Below are 26025 nucleotides of genomic sequence, written 5' to 3'. Positions count from 1 at the left end.
TCATAATAATAACTAAATACCTGAAGCTTTCGTTTCAGGGCTAAGCTTTAAAATATAGCGCATCAGTTCTAAAGTACGGAATAACCGTTCTGTGGAATTCTTTTGCCCGATTTTTTTAAGAATAAACTAAAAACAAATGAAAAACTTATATCAGATTGTACTATTAATAAGTAGCCTTTTTTCGACAGTTACCGCTTCTGCTCAAAGTACACCAAAAGCAAATATTACAGGTGTGATTCTGGATGAAAATAAAAAGCCGGCCGACTATGTAACTGTTGTATTGTTCAAAGCAGCTGATTCAAGCATCGTCAAAACAGCTTTTACAGATCAAACCGGAACTTTTGGTTTTTCAGTTTCTCAACGTGGAGATTATTTTTACAAAGCCAGCAACATGGGTTACAAAACCCTGAAAAGTAAAACAATCACTTTAACTGATCCTGGGCAAACGATTGATTTCGGGTCGAATCAGTTAACTTCAACCAGCCAAAACCTGAAAGACGTGACCGTAGCAGTTACGAAACCGTTAATAGAACGCAAAATGGACAAGGTAGTTATGAATGTATCCAATAGCTCCATCATGACAGGCTCTACTGCACTCGAGGTTTTACAGAAAGCGCCAGGTGTATCAGTTGATCAGAATGATAATATCTCGATGCAGGGCAAACAAGGTGTATTGATTCAGCTTGATGGAAAGCAAACCTATATGAGCAGTGCCGATGTGGCAAACCTGCTCCGGAACATGCAAAGTTCTGAAATCGAAACCATCGAATTGATTACCAATCCATCTTCCAAATATGATGCCGCCGGAAACTCCGGGATTATCAATATTAAAACCAAAAAGAGCAAGAGCGGTGGAACCAACGGCAGCCTGAGTGCAACAGCAGGATATGGCAAAAATTTTCGCGGCAATACCGGAATAAACCTGAATCACCGCACCGCAAAACTGAATCTGTTTGGCAATTATAATTACGGAACAACAGAAAGGGAAAACATCATCACGATTGACCGCGTTTCTAACGGAACACCCGACACTTATTTTATGCAAGCCGGCGACAGCCGCCGTAAACAGCAAAACAATAATTTTAAAGCCGGACTGGATTATTTCATTGATAAGAAAAATACCATCGGGCTGTTGGTAAATGGCTACTTCAATCATGGAAATGAAAAATCAACCAATAACACTTTAATTGGCCCCTCGTTTAATCAGGTTGACTCTTCACTGGTTTCTAAAACTTTACAAACCAACAAATACAATAATCTTTCCTATAACCTGAATTATAAGTCGGTATTAGATACTGCAGGGTCTGAACTTTCTGCTGATTTAGATTACTCGAAGTACAGCGGCAACGATGGCTCGGATTATGAAAATGATTACCTCTTTGCAAATGGAACCAGAATGCGCCCTGTAAATTACATTAGAAATAATACGCCGTCTAAAATCGACATCAAAGCTTTTAAAATAGATTATAATGTATCCTTAAGCAAAACAGTTAAACTCGAAGCAGGCTTAAAAAGCAGCTGGGTAAAAACTGATAACGATTTACAGGCAGAGGAACTCATCAATAATAACTGGCAGAACGATGTTCGCAGAAGCAACCGCTTTGTGTACGACGAAAATGTAAATGCGGCATACACCAATATCAATAAACAATTCAAAAACACCAGCATACAGCTCGGTTTGAGGATGGAACAAACCAATTCAAAAGGCAATCTGATCACCACCAATACGGTAGTCGACAGAAGTTACTGGGACTTTTTCCCTACCCTGTTTGTTCAACAAACGCTTTCCAAAAATAATCAGCTGGGCTTTTCATACAGCAGGAGGATCGACAGGCCAAGTTACGATGCCCTCAATCCCTTTGTTTATTATTTAGACCAGTATACTTACAATAAAGGTAACCCGTTTTTGAAACCGCAGTACACCAACAATGTTGAACTGAGCTATACTTTTAAACAAAAATACATGCTTACACTGGGCTACAGCAAAACAACCGACGTAATTACCGAGGTGCTTTTACCTGATGCAGCACAAAAAGCATTATTTCAAACCAATGAAAACCTGGCAAAGAACATCAGCTATAATGCTAACTTAAATGTACCGCTTCAGGTAGCAAAATGGTGGCAGATGAACAATAATTTAAATGTATTCTATCTGAGTTTTGAAGCACCTGACCTGGCAGGCAGTGCACTAAAAACAGGGAAAACATCATTTCAGTTTAAATCACAGCAAACCTTTACCATTGTGAGCGGCTTCACCGCCGAACTAAATGGCAGCTACGAATCTCCGATTGATTATGGCACACTCAGCTTAAAATCGCGCTATTATATTGATGCGGGCTTAAGTAAATCATTATTCAAGAAAAAAGCCAGCTTGAAATTTGCCGTTTCAGATATCTTCAATATATCTGAAAACAATTTATCAAGCACCTACCCGGGCTTAAACTACTATGTGCATCAGAAAAACGAATCACGTATTGCACGTTTGAGCTTTACCTATCGTTTCGGAAAGAATGAGATTAAGCCTGCCCGCCGACGTTCTACAGGCACAGAATCGGAGCAGGGAAGAATGAAAAATTAATTGAAACTAGAATTTATATTCCATTACATAATCATCCATCACGAATCCTCCACCTATATCTATTTTTACTGATTCTTTTATGTTAAATCCACCTTTCAAATAAAACTCCCTGGCTTTGTTATGCTTATTTACATTGAGTTCCAGAGCCGATCCACCGGCAACTTTAACCTGGTTAAAAACCTCATTGATCAGAATTTTACCCACCCCTTTTCCGTGGGCTGAGGGCAATACATAAAGTTTGTGGAGTTTATAAATCTTTGCTTCGTGATCAGCGATCGAAAAACCTGCAAATCCCAGTTCATTCGATCCTTCTTCGGCGATCAGAAAAGTGTGACCTTCCATCAGCTGTTTCAGTAATTCGCCTTTGTTGTACATTTTCTCCAGCATGTAATCAATCTGCTGCTGACCAATGATATCCAGATAGGTTGACGGCCAGGTTTCCGCAGCAATGTCCCTGATCAATTCGATATCATTTTCTTTTGCTCTCCGAAGGGTAATCATAGTGGCTCGCTGATGTAAATGGGCTGACCTGAAAAAGTAAACTCTACAAAACCATCTTTCACCACTTCAAATACCTCATCTTCATTTTGGGTGAGGTTGGTAACCTCCAGGTATCGGTTGCCATGAATTAAGAACTGACTGCCCGCCGGTTTCCACACAGAAAAACCTGATTTTATTGGATAGTGCTTGGCCTTTTCAGTAAAAATAACCAGATTGATGTCCTCTTCAAAACCGGCATATTTTTCCAGATCAAACTTTTTAGTAATGACATTTACTGCGGGATATTTTTCACCAACCAAGTGGTTCAGGGTAACCATAAAGGCGTCGGCAGGGCCTTGAATAATTTTGGTATCTTCCTGGATCTGCTCACCGGATCCGTTTACCAGAACATCAACCTTTAAACCCAGTGAAAGAATTTTATCGTAGTTTTCACCGTTCACCAGAAGTGTAGGGCTCCACTCTAAAAGCTGTCCCAAAAATTCCTCATTAAAATTACCAAGCTCGTCGATGTATAAAGCCGGTTCCTGTTTTTCCTTTACAATGTGATGTGATGACATATTGCGAAGATAGAAATTAAAGTTTCAAGATGTATCGGTAATCGGGATTTACACATCGCGCCTATAATTTTACCGCCTCATAAAAATCCTGGTAGGCTCCTATAAAATCGTCGGCAGAATTGACCGCATGAGAAACCGCTATACCATAAACACCGGTTTGCATTAATGCGTCAACATCATGAATGGTAATCCCTCCTACTGCCAGAACAGGAACCTGAATATTCAAGTCCTCCAGGCCATCCATTAAATCTGAGTAGCCATTTAGGCCCATAGCCGGTAAATTGTTAGGTTTGGTTCTGGTACCAGCAAAAGGCCCAACCGCGATGTAGTCTGCCCCCTCTTTCGCAATCCTAACCAGGTTTTCTACCGTATTTGCAGAACCACCCAATGTTATGTCTTTGCCTACAAGCTTGCGCAAGGCCGTGAAATCGGCATTCATATCCTCAATATGGAAGCCCTGAATGTCAGCCTTACCGTTTAGGTGAACATGATCGGTAACAATCAGGGTTGTTCCCCAGTCATCACAAATTTGAGCAATAATATTAATATCCTCTAAAAGTTCTGCATCAGTTTTGCTTAAACAACGGTATTGAATCCATTTTGCCCCGGCTTCGCAGGCCAGCTGCACCTGCTCAATATGGGTAAGTTGTACAATATCGTGGGTAATGTATTGAAGCTTTTCGATGTATTTCATATCCTTTTAAAGCAAAATAGTCATTACCAGGCACAGTCTGCCTCAAATATCCGGGCATGCTGTATCTGGTAATGACGAAAGTAACCAAATTAAGCTTCCGGTTTTCTAAAACTTCACGTTTAAGCTTAGTAAAAAGTTACGCGTAGCCTGCGGATAGTAATAGTTTAACCGTTCTAAAGTACCACTGTAAAGATAGGGGTAAGTACCGCCATTGCTTTCATATAAAGTACTGAAAACGTTATTGATCAGTAAACTCAACCCAACGTTTTTCATTCCTGCCAAAGGTGTGTTGTAGCTTAACCTGATATCGTTTACGAAGAAACTGGAAAGTGTACGTGTCTCTGCCGAGGTATTATCAAGATATTGTTTACCCACGTATTTACTTAAAAAAGCGATACTTGCTTTTGGTAAAACATTATAGTTGATTTCGCTGGAAGCAATAATGGATGGAGAAAAAGCAATGGTGGTGTTTTGATAGTTGTTTACAACAGTTGCTGTAAATGCCGCCGGATCCTCATCATAAATATATTCTGCAAAATCTTTTATTTTATTCCTGCTCAGTGTTGCGGTAGCTGCCCATGAAAGATTTTTAGCGATTTGCCACTTTCCGTCAAACTCAATCCCCAACCTGTAACTGTCAGGCACATTCTGACGGGTTTGTCCACCAACATCATTTAATTTTCCGGTATTGATTAACTGATCTTTATAAATCATAGCAAAACCATTGATTCCAAAACTTAACGTAGAAAACTGCGTGCGGTAACCTGCCTCAAAATCTGTTAAATGCTCCGCTTTCGGCCTGCTGTTGATATTTGAATCAGTAAAGTCTCTTCTGTTAGGCTCCTTGTTTCCAACAGCAACCGAGGCATACACATTACTGGTGTTGCTAAAACTATACGTTAAACCTGCTTTAGGATTGAAAAAATTCAAAGTGGCATTTTGTTGTGCAGGCGTACCATTCGGATCGATTCCGAAATAGGAATAGTATACCCTCCTATATTGTAAGTCGGCAAAAAGACTAAGCTGATCAATCTGATAATTCGCGCGGCCAAAAATATTGAAATCGGTTTTGAAGGCATCATTGTCATCATACCGGTGACGAATAGAACCGCTTCCATCATAATTTGCATATTGCGCCCAAACAACTTCGTCGAAGTGACGCCCTTTGTACTCATTGTATGCCCCGCCCAAAACAAAGTTGAGGTTAGTTTTTGGAGTATAGTTTAACGAATAAGTGACCCCATAAAAATCATTATCCAACCAAAGCCTTCTCACCAGATCAGAAGTATTTTGAGTAACCCCGCCAATTACCACCGCTGGGATGCCATATTTTGATAAGGTCTGATCTTCCTTGTATTCTTCATAGTAACCCCGGCCATAAGTATAATGTAAAGCCGCATTGGCTACCAGATTACTGGAAAGGTTACGCGTATAAAATAACTGGTAGTGATCCTGCTGATAATTATCGGTCTGATTATCATAAGTAAAGTCGTTATGGGTACGGTCAGTTTTTAAAGTCTCTTCACTTACACCGTTCCATGCCTGATAGGTTTTCTCTGTACCACTGAAAACGTTTGCACGAAGGATATCTTTTTTTCCGTAATAAGCACCAGAAACAAAGAAAGATTTCAGATTTGATGAGGCACGGTCTACATAGCCATCTGATTTAATTCTCGATAAACGCCCGTCGAACGTAAACTTGTTGTCAATCAAACCGGTTCCCACGCTAACTGTATTTTTCCAGGTATCATATGAACCATAGGTATTGTTCAGTTCAGCATATGCCGAATCTCTGCGTGTGGTGGTTTGAATGTTTAAACTTCCACCAAAAGCACCGGCACCATTTGTTGAAGTGCCCACCCCGCGTTGAATCTGAATGTTATCAACCGATGAAGCCAGGTCTGGCAAATTGATAAAAAAGCTTCCCTGACTTTCGGCATCATTCAGGGGGATCCCGTTAAGGGTAACATTAATCCGGGTAGCGTCGCTTCCGCGGATTCGCATTCCTGTATAGCCAACACCAGCACCGGCATCAGATGTTACGACAACAGATGGCGTTTGATTTAACAAATAAGGCAAATCCTGCCCTAAATTATTCTTGGCCAGTTCTGCTTTGTCGAGATTACGAAAAGTAGTCGCCGAGTTTTTAGATGCCCTGGTCGCATTGACTACTACTTCATCCGCCAGAAAATTCTGAGCCAGTAAGCTAAAATTCAGGCTTAAACTTTGACTTAGATTGATAGACTTTTCCTGACTTTTATAGCCAATATAGCTCACCACAACGGTATAACTCCCACTTTTCAGATTGCCAAGAGTGTAATCACCATTGGCATCACTCACCACCGCCGTTCTTTGATTTTTCAGTTTGATGGTTGCACCAGGTAAAGCACGCTGGTTGATGTCGGTGATTTTACCGGTAACAGAAATCTGTGCCAATGCAAAGAATGGCAACATTGCAACTAACGCTGCAAAAAGTAAATTTTTCAATGTTTTTGTTTTTAGTTAAACCCATCGGAAATAGGGGTACTCCCGATTTCAGTTAAACTTCCATAACTCCAATCCCTACGCCGGCATTACCCGGATCAGGTGTATCCACGGTAGAAACTCTAGATTTCTACCTAAGAATGGGTATGATCTCAGCCCGTTTTTGTGTTACTTAAAACAAGGCACCCCTAATGATGAGGCAAATGTAGAAAAATATGTCAATGATTGTTAAAATATTAAATTTTTTTGCAGCCATTATGGTTAACTTTTAGCTAAAAAAGCATCAATAGCCTGTACAGCGTTTTTAAAGCGTATCTCTCCCAAACCACCAACTACTTCATAGCTGGCATTTAATGCCTTTAATTCCTGATGCCAGATGGCCATAAAGTATTCCCGTTTTTCCGGAAAATCCCGTAATGGGTCATCCTGCCACGGAAGATCGATATCCATCAAAAGATACAGGTCGTAAGACCGTGCAGGCAGTGCATCCACAACAATCTGGGGTGTTTCGCCCAACATCTCATCACTCCAGATTTTTACGGTTACAAATGTAGTATCGCAAATAATAAAATCTTTTTCAGCTACCGTTAAAACGGCATCCTCTAAGGCTACCTGCCCGTAATACATGTTAACCTCATCCTGTAAAGTATACGGACCGTTCAGGTTTTCGCAATAATAGCGTGCATATTCAGGTACCCAGGAAACGCGGTAATGGTTGGCCAGCAACTGAGACATGGTAGATTTTCCCGTACTTTCCGGACCTACAATAGCAATTTTTTTGATTATCTTGTTCACGATAAATGTTTCGGGGATATTAGCCAAATGTAAAAGAAAAACCTTTTAAATGAAAAAATCCGGTTGAGGAGGGCTCCTCTAACCGGATAATAAACCAAACAAACTATTTATGAAGAAATCCTCATGGCGGTTAACTACTCCGCAGAGGAAGCTTTAGATCATTTTCTAAAGTATATACTAAACGCGTATATGTTCTCCTTATTACAACATTATTGCCAATATTTCCTTTACCACAACTTCGTGACTTAAATCTGACGGGCTACGGGATATTTTCGCCGTCCTTTTAACAGTAATTAACGTTTCTAATGGCATTCTAATCCTTTTTGGTAAAACGATGTACCAATTAGACTACGATTGGAACTTTAAGTGTTCATTTTTTAAAACTATTTCCCAATGCCTGCGTTATTAACTGTACATCCTAAAAAATAATCCCATGAAAAAGATATGTGCAATGTTATCGGTACTCATTGTGATGGGTCTTGGTGCTATAGCTTTTACAAATGCAAAGCTGGGTGGCATTATAGGTAAAATCAGCCCTGCCGATGGCGCTGCTGTTGTTACACTTGTAGCAGGAACAGATACTTTAAAAGCTGATATTCTACAAGGTGCCTTTGGCTTTTCAAATCTCAAAGAAGGTGTTTATTCCATCACTATTAAAGCAAATGCGCCTTATAAAGATACTACCATAGAAAAGGTGGCCGTTAAAGATAGTGCGACGACTGATCTGGGCGAAATTAAATTACAACAATAAACATTTCTGCGCAAAATAATTTTACCAGGAGGGCCTTTAAAGCCCTCTTTTTTATTTTAAAAAAATAGTCCCTAAATACCTTTTAAAGGTGTATCTTTGCATCCCGACAGAACAGTTGGGATTTTCTTATTTTCAAAGCAAAAAACCTTCTTGCTTCTTCACCTTTAACAGGTCAAAACTTTAGAATTTTAATTTTTGTATTAAGCTATCATGCCTAAAGACACTTCCATTCGCTCAGTATTGATTATCGGATCAGGACCAATTATTATTGGACAAGCCTGCGAATTTGATTACTCGGGTTCTCAAGCGGCCCTTTCTTTAAAAGAAGAAGGAATCACCGTTTCTATCATCAACTCAAATCCGGCCACCATCATGACGGATAAGGTCATCGGCGATCATGTTTATCTTCGCCCGCTAACCGTTGATTCGATTGAGACTATTTTACAGGAGCACATTGCCTCTTCAGATTTGCCAAGAATTGATGCTGTATTGCCTACCATGGGTGGACAAACTGCATTAAACCTTTGCGTAGAGGCTTCCGAGCGTGGTGTTTGGGAAAAATATGGTGTTAAGGTAGTTGGTGTGGATGTTGATGCTATCGAAAAAACCGAAAACCGCGAGGCTTTCCGCCAGTTAATGGTTGATATCGGTGTGGGGGTAGCGCCATCTAAGATCGCAAACTCCTTTTTAGAAGGTAAAGAAGCTGCCCAGGAAATCGGTTTTCCATTGGTAATCCGTCCATCGTATACATTAGGTGGTTCTGGTGGTGGTTTTGTACATAAAAAGGAAGAGTTTGATGCAGCACTTAAACGCGGTTTAGAGGCATCTCCAACTCACGAGGTTTTGGTAGAACAGGCTGTTTTAGGTTGGAAAGAATATGAATTGGAATTATTAAGAGACAGCAATGATAACGTAATTATCATTTGCTCAATCGAAAACTTCGATCCAATGGGTATCCACACCGGAGATTCAATTACGGTTGCCCCTGCAATGACATTGTCTGATCGTTGTTATCAGGAAATGCGAAATCAAGCCATCAAAATGATGCGTGCCATCGGAACTTTTGCAGGTGGTTGTAATGTACAGTTTTCAGTAAATCCTGTAAACGATGATATTATCGCCATCGAAATCAACCCACGTGTTTCACGTTCATCGGCACTTGCAAGTAAAGCAACAGGTTACCCGATTGCCAAAATCGCAGCTAAGCTAGCCATCGGCTACAACCTGGATGAAATTGAAAACCAGATTACCAAAACTACATCAGCTTACTTCGAGCCTACTTTAGATTACGTTATCGTAAAAGTTCCCCGCTGGAACTTCGACAAATTTAAAGGTGCAAACAAAGAGCTTGGTTTGCAGATGAAATCTGTAGGTGAGGTAATGGCAATTGGCCGCACATTCATCGAGGCTTTACAAAAAGCCTGTCAGAGTCTTGAAATTGGCCGTGCAGGTTTAGGGGCAGATGGCCGTCAGGTTCGTAACATCGAAGAAATAATGGACGGTTTGGAGCATGCTTCATGGAATCGCCTGTTTTTAATCAAAGATGCGATGGCAATGGGTGTTCCATTGGAGTCGATCCGCAAAGTTACCAAAATAGATAAATGGTTCTTAAACCAGATCCAGGAGCTTGTTGCCTTAGAAACTGAGTTAAAAAGATATTCATTAAATAATATTCCGCGTGATTTCTTCTTCACGCTAAAACAAAAAGGTTTCTCTGACGTTCAGATCGCCTGGCTGTTAGGTAACGTAACAGAAGATGACGTTTACGACCGCAGAAAAGAATTAGGCATCCGCAGGGTTTACAAAATGGTTGATACCTGTGCGGCTGAATTCCCTGCACAAACGCCATACTATTATTCAACCTTCGAAGAAGAAAATGAATCCATCGCGTCTGACCGTAAAAAGGTAATCGTGTTAGGTTCTGGCCCTAACCGTATTGGTCAGGGTATAGAGTTCGATTACTCTTGCGTACACGGCCTGCTTGCTGCCAAAGAAACAGGGTTTGAAGCCATCATGGTTAACTGTAACCCTGAAACGGTTTCTACCGATTTCAACATGGCAGATAAGCTTTACTTTGAACCGGTATTCTGGGAGCATGTTCGCGAAATCATCGATCTGGAAAAACCAGAAGGTGTGATTGTTCAGTTAGGCGGTCAAACAGCCCTTAAAATGGCCGAAAAGTTAACCGAAAAAGGGATCAAAATCATTGGTACATCTTTCGAAAACATGGATATTGCTGAAGATCGTGGTCGTTTCTCAGACTTACTAAAAGAGCTGAACATTCCATATCCAAAATATGGTGTAGCAGAAAATGCTGAAGAAGCAATTGTGGTTGCGAACGAAGTGGGTTATCCGGTATTGGTTCGTCCAAGTTACGTATTGGGTGGTCAGGGCATGAGCATTGTCATTAACGATGAAGACCTTGAAAAAGCAGTAGTTAAGTTATTAGGTGATTTACCTGGAAACCGCGTATTAATTGATCACTTTTTAGACAGGGCTGAAGAAGCTGAGTCTGATTCCATCTCTGATGGTGATGATGTTCACATTGTAGGTATGATGGAACACATCGAGCCTGCAGGGATACACTCAGGAGACTCCTTCGCAGTACTACCAACCTTTAGCTTACCCGAAACGGTAACCAAAGCAATGGAAGAATATTCGATCAAAATCGCAAAAGCTTTAAATGTAAGAGGTTTATTGAACATTCAGTTCGCCATTAAAGATGAGAAGGTGTATGTAATCGAAGCCAATCCAAGGGCATCCCGTACAGTTCCTTTCATTGCAAAAGCTTACGATGTTCCTTATATCAATATCGCAGCTAAAATTATGTTAGGGGTGGCAAAATTGAAAGATTTCACCATCGAACGTAAATTGCAGGGATATGCAATTAAAGAACCTGTATTCTCTTATGAGAAATTCCCTGAAGTGACAAAGGAATTAGGCCCTGAGATGAAATCAACTGGTGAAGCGATCCGTTTCATCAAAGATCTCGAAGATCCTTACTTCCGTAAGCTTTATAAAGACAAATCGATGTATTTAAGCAAGTAACCTGCTTACAAACACTCAACAAATAGTAAAGGCCGGTGCAAATGCACCGGCCTTCTTTGTATAATATACTTTTTGATATTAAACCCGTTTAGCCTAATCTGCTATTACTTTAATTTAGGGATTCGCGTTGGCGTATCAGTGCCATTCACTATAGTAGTTGCACTCTTGGCAATAGCCTTTATGGTAGATAAAATATTTTCAACATCTAAAGAACTGTATTCATCCTTAACTGTATGGTATAATTTATCAATATCAATTTTATCGGTACTGATGGTATGGGCCGGAACACCTAAAGCAGCTAACGTCGCATTATCGCTTCTGTAAAATAAGTTTTGCTCAGGATAAGGATCCGGATGAAAAGTGAATTCTGTTCCGGCAAGGTTCTTTTGTAATATCTGTCCGAAGTCAGATCTTTCATACCCTGTTATAAAGGCTGTATTCTTGCCAAATTTCGAATCTTTACCAATCATTTCGATGTTGAACATGGCTACAACCTCATCGGGATTCAATTTCTCTGAGAAATATTTCGCACCAAAGCCACCAATTTCCTCTGCAGTGAAAGCAACAAAAATCAGCGTACGTTCGTTATTTTTTTGTGCCTTATAATATTTGGCAAGGGCAATCATGGCCGTAGTACCTGATGCATCATCATCAGCTCCGTTTGCAATGCTATCTCCCTCTACGCTTTTCAACACACCCAGGTGATCATAGTGCCCGGAGAAAACCACCAGCTCTTTTGCTTTCAACTTACCGGGAATCATTCCGGCAACATTAAAAAGCGGCATTTTTTTGATGCCCGCAGTAAATTCTGCATTAAAACTTGTGGCAGAAGGTATTCCTAAAACAAAAACCTGAACAGCCTGCTTGCCAGGCTCCATATCTTTTGCATCAACTATTCCGGCCCTGTTGAAACGTCCCTTGTAACGGTTAAAATATTCAGTAAACTTTTCATCTACCAGAATCAATTGGTTTTTAGTCGAGCCCATTACCGCCCGGAGCTGTTCAACAAAAGGCTTTTCCGGATCAAACCTGATCACAGCAGTATTTGACTGGTTTAACGTTACTTTCTCTGCATTTACACCGGTAGCAAAAATCTTTTCTGTTGGTATTGCCTGACCATCAATTTTTACACTACTGCTTTGTGGCGTAATCTGATACTTGTAAAAAGTCTGACGGAAAGTCTTCTCGCCCGTTAAAGGTTTTAAACCAATCTGTTGAAATTCCGATTCGATGAAGGTTGCAGCCTTATCAATACCAGGTGTGAACGTGGCGCGTCCCTGCATGTCATCAGCACTAAGTGTTTTAATCAGGTGATCAGTATATGCTCTGGTGATGATTTTATCAATATTTTGCGCCCTCAGCTGCAAACCCGCCATCCCGACAAGCGTAAATAGGAATAGTTTTTTCATTGTTGTATGTTCTGTTATTTTGATTTTATTTGCGAGTTTAACCAATTATCCCTGAAACTTTGCATAGCCGGTGTTACTGTTCCTCCGGTTTTCTCTATCGTTACGATTTCCAGCCCCGGGTCTTCGGCAAAAGTTAACCTGGTTGATTTCGATTCACCACGATAAAGATAAGTAACATCAACAACGTCGCCGGGTTTGAAATCTGCTGAAGCAGCGTTCAGGGTTGCCAGATCTTTAACTTCTTTACCACCCATTGTTAGGATCACATCGTCAGCATCCAGTCCTGCCTGGTAAGCTGGAGAGCCCACTAAAGTTTGCGGCAAACTTACTTTCCCACCTTCAACGGTTACACGCCCAAAGCCTGTATATGCTTTACCCGGATTTGCCTTGCGCAAAACGAAACCCGCATTTAACAATAATTTTGCATAGTCGTTTTTTTCCGTTCCGTAAATGTACCTGCCGAAAAAGTCTTTCGCAAAAGCGGTACTTTTTGTCAATTCACCAAGCGTTTTTTCCAGGTCGGGTACCGTATAAGCGATTTCAGGTTTGCCATAGGCTTTCCAAAGCGCCCTCATGTAATCGTCGAGCGTAAGTTTAAATTCCGAACGCAACCGAAGATCAAGCGCTAAAGCAGTGGCAGCACCATAAGTATAATAGGAAAGAAATATATTGTTTTTATTGGTTTGGTCTATTGCAACCCCTGCGTCGGCGAAAACCGCATACCTGCTTGCCTGAATCGGAGAATATCGGTTGGCGCCGGGTGAATTGAGCACTGCGTTTACCATTCCGTTAAAAGCCTGAACCGCATTGTCTATCGTCTTTAAGCCCGATCGCGTTAATAATAAACCACCATAATACTGTGTAAAACCTTCAGCCAGCCAAAGCTCATCACTGATATTGGAGTGTTCAAAGTTGAAGGGCTCCAAAGTTTTCGGCCGCAAGCGTTCTACATTCCAGCTATGGAAATATTCGTGGGAAAAGGTGCCCAGCAAATTGCCTTCGTAGCCTGCTATTTTAGGTGTTCGCTGAACGATTGACGTCGAATTGCGATGTTCCATACCATCTCCCGCATTCGCCGGATACACGTCATCAAGAAAGTAATAATGGCCATAATCGTAAACAGGAAATTCACCCCATACCGCGTAATGTTCTGCAACCATTTTCTTCAGCATTTCGGCATATTGGTTAATGGTTTCCTGACTATCATCAGAATGGGTAATCAAATGAATGGTCTGCACTTTTCCATCCCTATTTTCAACGTCCCAGCTTGCAGTTTTATAATCAGCAATTTCTGTTGGGCTATCCATAAAATACTGGAGATTGGCCGCATAAAAAGTATTGTTGCCCATTGGTTTAAGCTGTGTGGCTACCTTCCAGTTTTTTTTCCCCTCATAGTTGAACTTAACCAGGCGCGCACGTGCATCCAAGCCAAGCGGAAATGCAAACGTGGCAGGGATATTCATATGTGCATGGGTTTCATCGAAACCGGCATAGGTACCATCTATCCAATTGCCAAATAAAGTATAAGTAACTTTAACCGTATTGCCATGATCAGGAATTTCATAAACATCACCAGCTGGTTGCTTCAGTGCCAGAGCCTTCCCGTTTGGGTCAAATGCCTTAAAATTGTATACATTTTTCCCGAATTCGTGTGTAGCATAGCGTCCCGGGGAGGAGCGGCTCATCCTCACCTTTAAAGCCCCTGCCGGCACCCTCGGTATCACCATAGTAATTTCAGCCTCGTGGTGGATGGCATTTGGAAAGGAGACGGTGTAACTAATTTCATCCTGACCAAAGCAGGCGAATGACAGCACGCTGAATAAAGCGGTGCCTAAAAATTTCTTCATGGAACTAAAATTACAAATAAATCAGGATACATTTCTATCATCCAGCACTCCGGAAGTGTCTTAAGGTTATTCTTCACCCCGGTTATAGCGTTCCAGATCGCGATATGCCTTTCCTTTAATGATTTCTTTCTGCTTGGTTGACTCCGAGTCTACCCTCGTCTCGTGGATTTGATCGGCAACCTCAAAATGAAAATCCTTATCTTTTTTAGATAAGTAAACCGAAACCTCATCCCCATCAGATAAGGCAAAATCGTATGGTCCGCGGGGACTCATCAGCTTGACGAAAACAGGTAAACATTCAAAGAAAATAAACAACAGGCCGATAAAAGTAACCGCAATAGCCGTATTGTTATCACTTGAACCATCTACGTTAAACTTCAACTGACCCAGTGCCCAGTTGCGGTCCGCAAATCCCGCCACATCAGCCAGGCTGTCGAGTTGCTTTTTGGTATACAGCTTTTCGTTAAACAGGTCATCAAATTCCTTGCGCTTGTCGACAAAGGTCTCTGATTTGGCAATACCGGCTTTTAATGAATCCAGCTCCGTTTCGCGCTGCTTAATTTCTGCCTCCTTTCGTTTGGCATAGGGTCCGTAGCCCATGACACCTGACGTTTCAGTAGTTTTATTACCAAATATTTCAAAGTTAAGTTTTTGTCTGTCTGCCTTGATTCCTTTTTCCAGCGAGTCGCGCGTGGCTTTCTGTTGGTTTAAACGACCAAATTCAACCTGGTATTTGTTTTCAAAGGCCTTATTTAAAGTGTCAATTTTTGCCCGCTGTCCGTTCAGATAGCTCACCTTCAGGCGTTCCTTAATTTCCTTATCAAAAATCTTGAGCTCAATTGGCCTGGAGATCACCATACCAATCATAATCGCCAGTAAAATACGTGGGGTGGCCTGTAAAAGCTGCTTATTGGTACTGGCACTTTTATTAATGCTCGATACAATGTAGCGGTCCATATTAAATATGGCGGCACCCCATAAAAAGCCGAAAACAATTGCAAATATTACAGCCAGATTGTCGCCCTTGAAAACGAAATACATGGCATAGCCGCCAGAAAGGGCAGCAAATAAGCCTGTAAAAAAGATAGTAGCGCCAATGCCGGTATATTTATTCTGCTCTGTAGGATACTTTTCCAGTGTAGGGATATGTGCGCCAGAACAAAACCAGAAAAAACGGTTAAGTTTGTCCATTTTAAGAATTTATAGTTAAACGCCTAAGCATTAAAGTTGTTACAGTTTAGCGCAAAATTATATGTCTTTTTTTTGATCATTTCCGTAAACTTGATTTTCCTATATTTGCATAAACACAAAAATCAAAATGAAAGAGATATCGGTACAAGAACTAAAAGAGAAAATCGACAATAAAGAAGATTTTCAACTAATCGATGTTCGTGAGACATTCGAATATGAAGTTTCTAACCTGGATGGAGAGAATATTCCATTGGGCGGAATTTTAATTGAGGCTGATAAAGTTTCAAAAGACAAACCCGTAATTATCCAGTGCCGTAGTGGTAAAAGGAGCGCTGCTGCTGTGATGCAATTGGAAGCACAGTATGGCTACGACAATTTATATAACTTAAAAGGTGGGATTTTAGCGTGGCAGGAAGCTTTTGATCCGAACATGCCGGTTTATTAAATTTTGAATGAGTGAATTTTGAATGATTGAATGCAGTAATCCATTCACCTGACCAATCATTCAAAATTCAATCACTCCATCATTCTTTCATCACGCATTCAATTCAAAAACTTTGGGTAAAAAATTCGCTTTAAATATCTTTTATAACCTCGCCATTATACTTTCTGTGCTAGGGGTAGTCTGGTGCTACAACAATGCTAAATACCTTCCCGGAGGTTTTTTAATCGGTGTAGCCTGCTGTTTATTTTATTTTAAATATCAGCTTACCAAAGACATCAGGAAATCTTTTAAAGGAAAAGATCCGAAGTAATACCTTCGAGCCCTAAACCGGGGCTGTCATTCAGGACATACTTACCATTCTCAAAAACAGGATTGGCAAAAGGGTTATTTACGGTTAACCAGGGTCCGTCCAGATCTGCCCAGTTACATAATGGCGCCAGCGCCGCAGCCGCCAGCGTTGCGCAGCTCGTTTCACTCATACAGCCAATTAAAACTTTCATACCAAAGGAGCGGGCTTTTAGTATCATTTGATTGCCCTCATACATCCCACAGCTTTTCATCAGCTTAATGTTAATCCCATGATAAGCACCTTTCAAGCGCTCCATATCGCCCAAACGCTGCACGGCCTCATCTGCGAGTAAGGGAACCGGACTGCGTTGTGTAAGCCAGGCATTCCCCTCCAGATCATTTTTATCCATAGGCTGCTCTATCAAAACCACCCCCTGATCATGTAACCAGTAAATCAGGTCTATCGCCTTAATGCGGTCGCTCCAGCCTTGATTTGCATCAACATATAAAGGTACATTGGTCATGCTCCTGATGGTTTGGATAATTTCACGGTCGTTATCCCTACCCAGCTTTACCTTTATTACTTTGAAGTCTGCAGCATCCTTCAGTTTTTCCCTGATCACTTCAGCCGTGTCTATACCGATGGTATAGGAAGTAACGGGCATTTTTGCAAGGTCAGCACCATAAATTTCATAACATGGTTTGCGCTGTATTTTTCCGTTAATATCGTTCAGCGCAATATCTATGGCGGCTTTTATAGCTGGCTGGCCTGGCGCAACAGTGTCCAGATAACTGATGATCTCATCAAAATTGAAAGGATATTTAAAAGGGCTTAAATCCACATTGCTTATAAAGGCTGCAGCGCTTTCGTAGCTCTCGCCCATATATGGAACCATAGATGCTTCCCCATAACCAATTACATCTTCATATTGAATTTTCAACAGCATTAAAGGCGTACTCGTTCTGGTAAACTTTGAAATAGAAAAAGGATGTTTTAGAATCAATTCAAAAGGCTTGCAACTAATTTTCATATCTGATCGTCTAATAATAAAATCAAGGTGGTGATAGCCTTGCAAAAGTACAGTTAAAACCAATCAATGAATGAATAAATTGCACTATATTCATCCCTTGAATAAATTCGCTCAGCCATGAAAACGATTTCAAAACTCCGGTATTTTCTTTATTTATGCTACATTATTTTAGCCGGGTGTACCACGGGTAAAAATGCTTTGCAAAAAGGAGATTATGATGCTTCTGTAGCCAAAGCCGTAAGCCGTTTACAAAATTCACCAAAAAATGCAGAAGCCCAGCAGGTTTTAAAAACAGCGTATGAGTTTGCCATTCAGGATCACCTTCGCAAAATAGATGAAGCTAAATTATCAAACGATTTATTCAGATGGGAGCAGATCATGTACGATTATCAAAAACTCAACCAGCTGGCCGATGATATCAATACCTGCCCCGCGTGCTTAACCATTGTACCCAATCCGGCGAAATATATAAAAGAAGTTGCGGATAGCAGGTATAATGCTGCGGCGGCAAGATATAGTTCGGGAACAGGCTTCCTGAATGAAAACACACGGTCATCGGCTAAAAAAGCTTATTACGAATTTGAAAAAGTCCAAAACCTGCAACCCAATTATAAAGATGTAAAAGCTAAATTGGATGAGGCCTATTGGGCGGCTGTAACGCGCGTAGTGGTGCAACCTATCCTGGTAAACAGGGGCCCTTATAAATTGAGTGCCGATTACTTCCAGCAGCAGATTGATGGTTTTATAGGCAACTATTCGAGAAACAAGTTTGTGATTTTCTATTCCGAAGACCAGGCAACCGATCAGAAAATTGTTCCCGACCAGGTACTGAGCCTGAATTTTGACGATTTTGTTGTTGGCCAGACCTACGTGAAAGAAAGGGTTGAAAAAATCAAACGCGACAGTGTGGTGATTGGCGAAACACGCGAGCGTAAACCCATTTATGGAACCGTGAAAGCAACGCTGAGCATATTTGATAAAAATATCTCTTCCTCCGGATTATTGGATATGACCATTATGGATTGGCAGAGCAAAAAAGTTATCCGCCAGCAAAAGTTTCCGGGAACCTATGTATGGAGGGATAGCTGGGCCAGCTACAAAGGCGACGACCGTGCTTTAGATAAAAATCAGCTGGTACTCACCAGAAGAAAAGAATCCCTGCCCCCGCCACCAAATGTATTGTTCCTGGAATTCACAAAGCCTATTTACAGTCAGCTGGTCGACCAGATAGGCTACTTCTACAACAATTATTAAAATCAGACAGCCTAGAAATCCCCGCAGCGTTTTGATCTCGCTGCAGGGATTCAAAATAGCTTAGGCTATCGCCACAATAATTCCTTCGGTAATCCCAGCGTTAAAATAAATCATGCTTAACCAGCCCTTAAAATATAATGGCTAATATTGTACCGATGAATACCGGCTTATACAATCCCTTCCAAAAGTTTGATTTTTTATATAAAAAATGCTTCTTAAGTGGCAACACCTTCAATACGCCTGTCATACAGGCACCACTGATTCCTAAATGGCTGCTGGAGCAATCTGGTTTGACCGGCGAAGAGCAAATTCAATTTTTGGATGAAAGTATCCGTTCCTATAACACACTTGTGATTCCTGTGAACAGCGAGGTGAATGAGCAGTTTATTAACCCGCTGGAAGAAAAGATTGAGCATGCCTTTGCCAAAGGTTATGCAGCGGTTGCTGCTTTGTCTGAGCGTGATCTTTTCAACTGGATCGGTAAATTTCTCTATGGCTTTGTGTATATCGAAATGCATTCTGCCTTACGGAATGAAATGACTGCCGATGGACTAAACATGTCGCAATCTCTGATGATGAAATTTGCCAATCTGAATTTCATGCTGCAAAGCCTCTATACCAGTATCGAATTTGAGGAATTTACCCCCTGGTCTATCACAGTAGTAAAACTGGAAAATACAGAAACCCCTTTTAGCTTCCGCGATGAAATCAATACACTGACCTTTTCACTAAAGTTTAAAGATTTTGGTATTGTTGCCTGCCTGCAAGACAATGGAACCAATAAGCGTTATCATCATCAGATCATTGAAGAGATTGCAGAAAAAGCGCTTACCGCCGAACAGTTTGAGGAACTTACAGCCAGATTCTACTATTCAGCCTACCTCTTTAACCGTTTGCCTGAATATACCTTTATGCCGGTTGAAGGAACTACCTATATCGAGGCCATGCCGCTGAGAGGAAATATGAGCAAACCGCTGTTTGATGTATGGCAACACAAAGTTTACGCTCAGGTGTTGGAAAACTTCTGGAAACCATGGGGCTATGTTAAGTTCGAGATCATTAAAGATCTCGAAAACCCGATGAGCTTTTTCGAAAACCCTTGCCTGCCTGCTGCAGGATAACTATCGTCCGTTCATTATGGCAGCAATAAAATTCTGCAAAATACCAGGCACAAAGATGATGGTAAATATCAATCCTGTTAATGCCCCAAAAAAGTGAGCATCATGATTGATACCGTCTCGTGAGTTGCGGGAGGCATAGGCACAATAAATCAGATAAAGAAAGCCGAAAACAACAGCAGGTATCCCTATCGGAATGAACATGATGTAGAGTTTAGTCATCGGACTAAATAAGATGAAGCTAAAAAGCACCGCACTGATGGCCCCCGATGCGCCGAGGCTATTATAATTAAAGTTTTCCCTGTGTCTGAAAATCGTAGGCAAATCACTCAATATCAAAGAAAGAAAATATAACAGTCCGAATTGCCAGCTACCCAGCAACCTTTCCAGCGTAAAGGCAAAAGCCACAAAAGTGAACATGTTGAAGAAAAGGTGCATCCAGTCTTTATGGATCAGCCCACTGGTAATGATTGTCCATACGTTACGGCCTCTCGAAACCGTGAAAGGATGCAGCATAAACTTGCCATAAAGCGATTGATCGTAAAACGCGTACAAACTGGTTACTATAGTAAAAACAAAAATCAGTGAGGCTACAGGAGCAATATTGAAGTATTCCATGGGTTTATTTTAAATCGAGTTTCACATCTGTTAACAAACGTGCAACCGGATATCTGTTGTGTGTTTTTTCGTAATAATCAGAATTTTTATAGACAAAATCAAGTTGAGCAGCAGCGTTTCCGGCAAATTCTTTATCTGTGGATTTCTTTGCTTCTAACCGTGTTTTTAAACCGGGATTGTTTTGGAGTAACTGAGCGGCTGTATCTTCAAATACATAAGCAGAATAATGTTCTTTCTGATCCAGAATGGAATCGAAAAAGTTCCAGTTAAAAAACGAATCTGTTGCCTGGGGCTCCAGCGTCTCAACAATATAACGGTTTGTAGACTGGTTAACGTAAACCACAATATCACCCGCATAGTATTGGAGCGTTTGCAAGGTAGGGCTCAGCTTTACCCCCGAATGCAGATAATGCCCCTCATAAGGTCTGGATCCGGTTTTTAGATCACTGATATAATAACTTTCAACCGGAATTTTCGAATCTGTTTTCAACTCAAACATTTTCACATGGTTAAGCCTCAACAGATCTGTTACCTTATCCCAGGCCTTGGGAATAATGTAGGCAACAGGCTTTTGGATGATGATACCCGGTTCAAATTTATTCCATTCTTTAATGGTTTTCGTATAGGGTTTTGTCCGGTCGTAATACAAACGATCTGCTCCGCTTACCGCACTGGGTTTTTGTCCGTCTTCGTACCCTTTAAAAGAGATATCATTAACCTCCGACTTGTTCAGTTTCCAGTCTAAAGGAAAGGCCATTTGCTTCGCCACATCCTCATCTGCTTTTTGCTTATTGGCGATGATCAACCTGGAATCGCGTTGAACAATATTAATATAACTCTGTAACAGCTTATAGGTCGCATCCACACGCAACTGGTAAGATTTCAACATATGCGTTTCCGGCATAAATCCAATAGTGTTGTGCAGGGTGGTGTAGCCAGTCGAATATCTTGGCGACTCGATAAAACCAGTTATTCCTGTTTCAGGAGTTTCACCAATCGAATTTACGTAAGGAATCATCGGATAGCCTTTCTTGTCCATTGCGGCATACAAACCCGGAACCAATGTCTGGGTAAGGTATCCGGACAGAATGGCGTTTAACTTATCTTTCTGCGTCGGAATCAGCGTCATCACATATTGATAGTCGGCACCATTACTGGTATGCGTATCTACAAATATTTCCGGCTGCCAGGTATTGAAAATGTGTTGAAATGTAGCCGAATTCTTTGAATCTGTTTTGATAAAATCCCTGTTGAGGTCTAAATTTTTACTATTGCCCCTAAACCCATATGCTACCGGGCCATTCTGGTTTGCCCTTGATGTAGCGGTTCGGTTAAAACTGCCGTCGATATTATAAAGCGGGATGATACAGATTACCACATCCTTTGGCAGTTTGTCGGCTTTTAACAAATCCCTGGCCAGCATCATTGATGCATCTATGCCTTCAGGCTCTCCCGGATGAATCCCGTTATTGATCAGTAAAATGCTCTTCTTGCTTTTCCGGAGACTGGCCGGATCGAAAACCTGACTGTTCGATAGAACCAACAGGTGCAATGGCTTCCCAAAATCTGTTGCGCCATAGCTCAGTAGTCTTGCTTTTGGATAAGATTTAGCCAGGTGTTGATAATAGCTTATTGCAGCATCATAAGTAGCAGTTTCTGTTTTCCCACTCTTTTCAAATGACGTTTCTTGCGACCAAGCGTGAAGCGTCAATAGAATCAGGCCCAGCATGAAAAAATTTCTCATGCGGTAAATATAAGGATTGTGTTTGCGATTAAAGGGTTTTACGGTAGGCTTTAATTGTACCAAACATGTACCTAAACCCTATCGTATAAGCATTGAAGATATCGGGAGAATAGTTTTTGAACTTATTGCTCGGGTCATCATAACCATCCAGTCCCTCTCCAAAAGTGTAGTTTGCCTGGGCATTAATGTTGATGATATAGCGCTGATAACCATAGCCATCCGTAATAAAATAATTGAAACCAACATTGATGGGTACATGCAGATTAACACTTTTATCTTTACCAGGAAAGGTATAGCCAGGATCATTAGAAAAACTTGGCCTTTGCCGAACTACATCAGTAACTTTATTGTTAATGAAGCCCACGCCCAAACCAAAATATAACCCTCTTAAATTGTATAAAAACTCACTCTTATCGTAATACACATACTCGCCCATCATCACCTTGGCATTTAAGGTAACGCTGGTGTATTTTGTAACAAACTGCCTGTTATAAGGATCGGTATGAATGTCTCCCCCCTGAACCATTCCGTATTGTCCATCCAGTCCAAGCGTAACATAGGGGGTTAAATTGTATTCAAATACACCATAAGTGGTATAGCCTATACTTCCTTCGTAAACGTCGGTGTAGGATTTATTTATTCCGCCGCCAAATCCATATGAATATTTGAAATAGTTAGATTGCGCAAACGTGAAATTGGCAACGAAAATGAAGGTCACGGGCAGGAAAGACTTTTTCAAACGGCTTAAAATCATATCGTTTTTTTAACAAAAATAATATGTTTATTCAATATCTATAACTTTTACCTTTGAATTATGAACAAATACACCTGCTTTAACAACTCTTTAGCGAAGCGTTTTATAAAATATGCGAAGATCGACACACAGTCCGATCCTCAATCATCGACTTGTCCATCTACAGAAAAACAGAAAAATCTGGGGAGGCTTTTAGTTCAGGAATTACAGGAAATGGGCATTTCTGATGCAGAAATAGACATTAATGGTTATGTATATGGTACAATCCCAGCTAACAGTGATAAAAAATTACCGGTTATATTTTTCTGCTCCCATATGGATACCTCTCCTGACTGCAGCGGGGAAAATGTTAAACCGATTATTCATGACAATTATCAAGGCCAGGACATCATCCTTCCGGATGACGGCAAAGTTGTTTTAAAATTGTCTGAACATAAAGACCTGCAGTATCAAATCGGAAACGATATCATCACAGCTAGTGGTACCACATTACTGGGTGCAGACAATAAGGCTGGCCTGGCTGAGATTATGGAAGCGGTCAGGTTTTTTATGGAAAGCCCGGAGGTAAAACATGGTACAATCAAAGTGCTTTTTACGCCTGATGAAGAGATTGGTCGCGGCGTTGATCAGGTAGATTTGCAGAAACTGGGCGCAGATTTTGGCTATACCATTGATGGCGAAACTTTAGGTTCAATTGAAGATGAAACCTTTTCTGCCGATGGCGCATTCCTGATCATCGACGGGGTAAGCACACACCCGGGCTTTGCAAAAGGAAAGATGGAAAGTGCCATTAAAGTTATCTCAGAAGTCATTGACACACTCCCCAAAGATACCTTAAGCCCTGAAACCACCAGTCAAAAGGAAGGCTTTATCCACCCCGTAAGTATTTCGGGGCAAGTGGAGCAGGCTGAAGCACATTTCATTATCAGGGATTTTACAGATGAAAGGCTGAAGGCACACGGAGCGCACCTGAAAACGATTGTCGAATCTGTAATGGCAAAATATCCCGGCTCAAGTTACGACCTCAAGATTTCCCCGCAATACCGAAACATGAAACAGATATTGGATCAACACCCACAAATTGTGGCATACGGAGTGGAAGCTATCGAGCGGGCAGGCGTTGTTGCCAAAAAACAAAGCATCCGCGGCGGAACCGACGGCTCGAGATTATCTTTTATGGGCTTGCCCTGCCCGAATATTTTCGCTGGCGAACATGCCTTTCATAGTAAACAGGAATGGGTAAGTGTACAGGATATGGAAAAAGCCGTGCAAACCATTATCAATATTGCCTGTATATGGGAAGAGCGTGGTGAGTTTTAAATGGAATTTGTTATTTTTAGCACCTCATGATCACCATCGAAAACGATTACTTAAGGGTAAATCTGGCTGCCAAAGGCGCCGAACTACAAGGCCTTTTTAGCAAGGAAACAAATATTGAATACCTGTGGAATGCCGATTCTAAATACTGGGGAAAACACAGTCCGGTATTATTCCCTATTGTAGGCTCTTTAAAAAACGACAGCTTTATTTATAATGGAAAAAACTATGCATTGCCAAGGCATGGTTTTGCAAGGGATCATGTTTTTAGCGTTGAAAAAATAAGCGAAACCGAAGCAGTCTTTACCCTATCTCAATCGGAAGATACTTTAAAGATTTATCCTTTCTACTTCGAGTTAAAATTGAGATATAGGCTAATTGACCGGAAACTCAATTTAACCTACGAAGTAATCAACAATGGGACTGACGAGCTATTATTTTCTCTTGGTGCTCACCCTGCATTTGCAGTACCTAATACACCTGACACGACCTATAGTGACTACTATTTAGCCTTTAACAGCGATGATAAATTAACCTACTGGGAACTGAACGATGGCCTGGTAGCCAATACCACAAGCAATATCGAACTTAATGGCCACAAACTGGAGCTCAGGCATGAACTCTTCTACAACGATGCCTTGGTGTTTAAAACATTGCAAAGTAACTGTATCAGCCTGCTAAATACCAAAAATGACTTTGGCTTACATTTCCATTTTGAAGATTTCCCTTTCTTTGGCATCTGGGCGGCAAAAGATGCACCATTTGTTTGTCTGGAACCATGGTGCGGGGTGGCAGATGGTGTTGATCACAATCAGGAACTTCGTCACAAGGAAGGCATCATTAAATTAAGTCCCAACGAAAACTGGTTGCGCTTCTGGGAAGTAGAGTGCTTCTAAAGGTAACATTTCAATTTCTTAAAAAACACGGTAAAATTGAGCCTGTTTTACAGTAGGTGAAAAGGCATAACCGTTTAGTTTTTACCCAGTGCTCACCCAGTGCTCACCCAGTGCTTACCCAGTGGTTACCCAGTCAGCAACTGTTTAAGCACTGGGTAAGTTGTGTTTGATTTCACTTTAAGATTTGTGTGAGTATGCCCGATATCTTTTTTCTGGCTTACGCTTATCTTTAAAGAAGACAAGTCCAACTGATGATGCATTTTTGCAGTCATACACAAGAAATTAAAATAGCTAAGAAACTATGAGGCAAGTCGTAGGAACAGCAAACAGGAAAATTTGAATGAAATCTGCAGCTGGCAGCAAGATGTTGAAATCCGGATAAAGTGGAAATCCCGCAGGAAAAGGCTTAGTCGCCTGTTGGGGTATTGCGGTTTGGATATTTATTTACAGAAAAAATGATCCCTGACCGGGTGGTGATGGAGTAGAGTTTACCTTTGGAAGAAATGAGTGTCTCGATGTGTACAATGATATCGGTATAGCCACCTCCATCTGTTATCGCATCACCAATCTTGAGCTCGTCCAGTTTGCTTTCTTCTACATAGGGGTTTATGACTTTGATCATGATTTTCTTAAATAATAACTAAAAATAATCAAAGGCTCCCCGAACATGGCATCAAAAGATTTAAAATTGATAAATATCAAGTT

The 26025-nt window shown here is 41.0% G+C and carries 22 protein-coding genes; 9 read left to right on the top strand and 13 right to left on the bottom strand.

The annotated features are described in order from the left end of the window. Nucleotides 1-136 precede the first annotated feature (136 nt). Entirely contained in the window at nucleotides 137-2578 is a 2442-nt protein-coding gene (locus AB669_RS15350; protein ID WP_047800154.1) for an outer membrane beta-barrel family protein, read from the top strand. Between the two features lie 6 nt (nucleotides 2579-2584). Here the strand turns inward: AB669_RS15350 and AB669_RS15345 are convergent, their stop codons facing one another. The 5 genes from AB669_RS15345 to AB669_RS15325 form a co-directional block, all read right to left on the bottom strand. Next, on the bottom strand, nucleotides 2585-3079 hold the full coding sequence (locus AB669_RS15345; RefSeq protein WP_047800153.1) for a GNAT family N-acetyltransferase: 495 nt from the start codon (nucleotides 3077-3079) through the stop codon (nucleotides 2585-2587). Next, nucleotides 3076-3636 carry a hypothetical protein gene (locus AB669_RS15340; protein ID WP_047800152.1) on the bottom strand — a complete coding sequence of 187 codons (561 nt, stop codon included), beginning with the start codon at nucleotides 3634-3636 and terminating at the stop codon, nucleotides 3076-3078. Before AB669_RS15340 ends, AB669_RS15345 begins: the two co-directional genes overlap by 4 nt. A gap of 61 nt (nucleotides 3637-3697) precedes the next feature. Then, a complete protein-coding gene (locus AB669_RS15335) occupies nucleotides 3698-4330 on the bottom strand; it encodes a thiamine phosphate synthase (protein ID WP_047800151.1) in 633 nt (210 codons plus the stop codon). A 105-nt stretch (nucleotides 4331-4435) separates the two neighbouring features. Continuing rightward, nucleotides 4436-6784, bottom strand: a complete 2349-nt coding sequence (locus AB669_RS15330) for a TonB-dependent receptor (protein WP_047800150.1) — start codon at nucleotides 6782-6784, stop codon at nucleotides 4436-4438. A 291-nt stretch (nucleotides 6785-7075) separates the two neighbouring features. Next, on the bottom strand, nucleotides 7076-7609 hold the full coding sequence (locus AB669_RS15325; RefSeq protein ID WP_047800411.1) for an AAA family ATPase: 534 nt from the start codon (nucleotides 7607-7609) through the stop codon (nucleotides 7076-7078). A gap of 433 nt (nucleotides 7610-8042) precedes the next feature. Here AB669_RS15325 and AB669_RS15320 point away from each other — a divergent pair, with 433 nt between their 5' ends. Beyond that, complete coding sequence (locus AB669_RS15320) at nucleotides 8043-8360, top strand: carboxypeptidase regulatory-like domain-containing protein (protein ID WP_047800149.1); 318 nt, start codon at nucleotides 8043-8045, stop codon at nucleotides 8358-8360. A gap of 210 nt (nucleotides 8361-8570) precedes the next feature. After that, nucleotides 8571-11408: a carbamoyl-phosphate synthase large subunit gene (gene carB, locus AB669_RS15315; protein ID WP_047800148.1), complete on the top strand. Its 2838-nt coding sequence runs from the start codon at nucleotides 8571-8573 to the stop codon at nucleotides 11406-11408. A gap of 104 nt (nucleotides 11409-11512) precedes the next feature. On the opposite strand, the gene AB669_RS15310 is transcribed toward carB, so the two are convergent. The 3 genes from AB669_RS15310 to AB669_RS15300 all read right to left on the bottom strand — a co-directional run bounded on the left by AB669_RS15310 (nucleotide 11513) and on the right by AB669_RS15300 (nucleotide 15855). Beyond that, nucleotides 11513-12817, bottom strand: coding sequence for a M20/M25/M40 family metallo-hydrolase (locus AB669_RS15310; RefSeq protein WP_047800410.1), 1305 nt, complete (start codon nucleotides 12815-12817; stop codon nucleotides 11513-11515). 14 nt (nucleotides 12818-12831) lie between these two features. Then, nucleotides 12832-14664, bottom strand: a complete 1833-nt coding sequence (locus tag AB669_RS15305; RefSeq protein WP_047800147.1) for a M61 family metallopeptidase — start codon at nucleotides 14662-14664, stop codon at nucleotides 12832-12834. Between the two features lie 66 nt (nucleotides 14665-14730). Beyond that, nucleotides 14731-15855, bottom strand: a complete 1125-nt coding sequence (locus AB669_RS15300) for a DUF4407 domain-containing protein (RefSeq protein ID WP_047800146.1) — start codon at nucleotides 15853-15855, stop codon at nucleotides 14731-14733. Nucleotides 15856-15982: 127 nt separating this feature from the next. Here AB669_RS15300 and AB669_RS15295 point away from each other — a divergent pair, with 127 nt between their 5' ends. Together AB669_RS15295 and AB669_RS22435 are read left to right on the top strand one after the other, a co-directional pair. Further along, nucleotides 15983-16300 (top strand): rhodanese-like domain-containing protein, encoded by a 318-nt coding sequence (locus tag AB669_RS15295; RefSeq protein ID WP_047800145.1) that lies wholly within the window; start codon nucleotides 15983-15985, stop codon nucleotides 16298-16300. A 166-nt stretch (nucleotides 16301-16466) separates the two neighbouring features. Then, entirely contained in the window at nucleotides 16467-16610 is a 144-nt protein-coding gene (locus AB669_RS22435; protein WP_231582697.1) for a hypothetical protein, read from the top strand. On the opposite strand, the gene AB669_RS15285 is transcribed toward AB669_RS22435, so the two are convergent. After that, complete coding sequence (locus tag AB669_RS15285) at nucleotides 16588-17619, bottom strand: dipeptide epimerase (RefSeq protein WP_047800143.1); 1032 nt, start codon at nucleotides 17617-17619, stop codon at nucleotides 16588-16590. The two genes, AB669_RS22435 and AB669_RS15285, sit on opposite strands and share 23 nt — an antisense overlap. 117 nt (nucleotides 17620-17736) lie before the next feature. On the opposite strand from AB669_RS15285, the gene AB669_RS15280 reads away from it, so the two are divergent. Both AB669_RS15280 and AB669_RS15275 read left to right on the top strand, forming a co-directional pair. Then, nucleotides 17737-18873: a hypothetical protein gene (locus AB669_RS15280; RefSeq protein ID WP_047800142.1), complete on the top strand. Its 1137-nt coding sequence runs from the start codon at nucleotides 17737-17739 to the stop codon at nucleotides 18871-18873. Nucleotides 18874-19010: 137 nt separating this feature from the next. After that, nucleotides 19011-19994, top strand: coding sequence for a hypothetical protein (locus AB669_RS15275; protein ID WP_082120691.1), 984 nt, complete (start codon nucleotides 19011-19013; stop codon nucleotides 19992-19994). Here AB669_RS15275 and AB669_RS15270 read toward each other — a convergent pair whose 3' ends face one another. Genes AB669_RS15270 through AB669_RS15260 form a run of 3 tightly spaced genes read right to left on the bottom strand, consistent with a single transcriptional unit; the run spans nucleotide 19995 to nucleotide 23107 of the window. Next, nucleotides 19995-20609: a rhomboid family intramembrane serine protease gene (locus AB669_RS15270; protein ID WP_047800140.1), complete on the bottom strand. Its 615-nt coding sequence runs from the start codon at nucleotides 20607-20609 to the stop codon at nucleotides 19995-19997. It lies immediately after the preceding gene. Nucleotides 20610-20613: 4 nt separating this feature from the next. Next, the gene (locus AB669_RS15265; protein WP_047800139.1) at nucleotides 20614-22353 is read right to left on the bottom strand and encodes a M14 family metallopeptidase; all 1740 of its coding nucleotides are present in this window, start codon (nucleotides 22351-22353) and stop codon (nucleotides 20614-20616) included. 28 nt (nucleotides 22354-22381) lie between these two features. Beyond that, entirely contained in the window at nucleotides 22382-23107 is a 726-nt protein-coding gene (locus AB669_RS15260) for a hypothetical protein (protein WP_053058427.1), read from the bottom strand. Between the two features lie 60 nt (nucleotides 23108-23167). On the opposite strand from AB669_RS15260, the gene pepT reads away from it, so the two are divergent. Further along, nucleotides 23168-24427, top strand: coding sequence for a peptidase T (gene pepT, locus AB669_RS15255; RefSeq protein WP_047800138.1), 1260 nt, complete (start codon nucleotides 23168-23170; stop codon nucleotides 24425-24427). A gap of 26 nt (nucleotides 24428-24453) precedes the next feature. After that, the gene (locus AB669_RS15250) at nucleotides 24454-25320 is read left to right on the top strand and encodes an aldose 1-epimerase family protein (protein ID WP_047800137.1); all 867 of its coding nucleotides are present in this window, start codon (nucleotides 24454-24456) and stop codon (nucleotides 25318-25320) included. Between the two features lie 406 nt (nucleotides 25321-25726). Here AB669_RS15250 and AB669_RS15245 read toward each other — a convergent pair whose 3' ends face one another. After that, a complete protein-coding gene (locus AB669_RS15245; protein ID WP_047800136.1) occupies nucleotides 25727-25942 on the bottom strand; it encodes a hypothetical protein in 216 nt (71 codons plus the stop codon). Nucleotides 25943-26025 lie beyond the last annotated feature (83 nt).

The organism is Pedobacter sp. BMA (assembly GCF_001027745.1).
GTDB lineage: Bacteria > Bacteroidota > Bacteroidia > Sphingobacteriales > Sphingobacteriaceae > Pedobacter.
The sequence above is the reverse complement of the archived record's forward strand: the minus strand, read 5'-3'. Positions and strand labels throughout refer to the sequence as shown.

Coding starts and splice junctions, on each gene's coding strand:
- AB669_RS15350 (WP_047800154.1), top strand. CDS start 137: ATGAAAAACTTATATCAGATTGTACTATTAATAAGTAGCCTTTTTTCG.
- AB669_RS15345 (WP_047800153.1), bottom strand. CDS start 3,079: ATGATTACCCTTCGGAGAGCAAAAGAAAATGATATCGAATTGATCAGG.
- AB669_RS15250 (WP_047800137.1), top strand. CDS start 24,454: ATGATCACCATCGAAAACGATTACTTAAGGGTAAATCTGGCTGCCAAA.
- AB669_RS15275 (WP_082120691.1), top strand. CDS start 19,011: ATGGCTAATATTGTACCGATGAATACCGGCTTATACAATCCCTTCCAA.
- carB (WP_047800148.1), top strand. CDS start 8,571: ATGCCTAAAGACACTTCCATTCGCTCAGTATTGATTATCGGATCAGGA.
- AB669_RS15280 (WP_047800142.1), top strand. CDS start 17,737: ATGAAAACGATTTCAAAACTCCGGTATTTTCTTTATTTATGCTACATT.
- AB669_RS15340 (WP_047800152.1), bottom strand. CDS start 3,636: ATGTCATCACATCACATTGTAAAGGAAAAACAGGAACCGGCTTTATAC.
- AB669_RS15335 (WP_047800151.1), bottom strand. CDS start 4,330: ATGAAATACATCGAAAAGCTTCAATACATTACCCACGATATTGTACAA.
- AB669_RS15330 (WP_047800150.1), bottom strand. CDS start 6,784: ATGTTGCCATTCTTTGCATTGGCACAGATTTCTGTTACCGGTAAAATC.
- AB669_RS15320 (WP_047800149.1), top strand. CDS start 8,043: ATGAAAAAGATATGTGCAATGTTATCGGTACTCATTGTGATGGGTCTT.
- AB669_RS15295 (WP_047800145.1), top strand. CDS start 15,983: ATGAAAGAGATATCGGTACAAGAACTAAAAGAGAAAATCGACAATAAA.
- AB669_RS15260 (WP_053058427.1), bottom strand. CDS start 23,107: ATGATTTTAAGCCGTTTGAAAAAGTCTTTCCTGCCCGTGACCTTCATT.
- AB669_RS15300 (WP_047800146.1), bottom strand. CDS start 15,855: ATGGACAAACTTAACCGTTTTTTCTGGTTTTGTTCTGGCGCACATATC.
- AB669_RS15245 (WP_047800136.1), bottom strand. CDS start 25,942: ATGATCAAAGTCATAAACCCCTATGTAGAAGAAAGCAAACTGGACGAG.
- AB669_RS15265 (WP_047800139.1), bottom strand. CDS start 22,353: ATGAGAAATTTTTTCATGCTGGGCCTGATTCTATTGACGCTTCACGCT.
- AB669_RS15305 (WP_047800147.1), bottom strand. CDS start 14,664: ATGAAGAAATTTTTAGGCACCGCTTTATTCAGCGTGCTGTCATTCGCC.
- AB669_RS15270 (WP_047800140.1), bottom strand. CDS start 20,609: ATGGAATACTTCAATATTGCTCCTGTAGCCTCACTGATTTTTGTTTTT.
- AB669_RS15310 (WP_047800410.1), bottom strand. CDS start 12,817: ATGAAAAAACTATTCCTATTTACGCTTGTCGGGATGGCGGGTTTGCAG.
- pepT (WP_047800138.1), top strand. CDS start 23,168: ATGAACAAATACACCTGCTTTAACAACTCTTTAGCGAAGCGTTTTATA.
- AB669_RS15285 (WP_047800143.1), bottom strand. CDS start 17,619: ATGAAAATTAGTTGCAAGCCTTTTGAATTGATTCTAAAACATCCTTTT.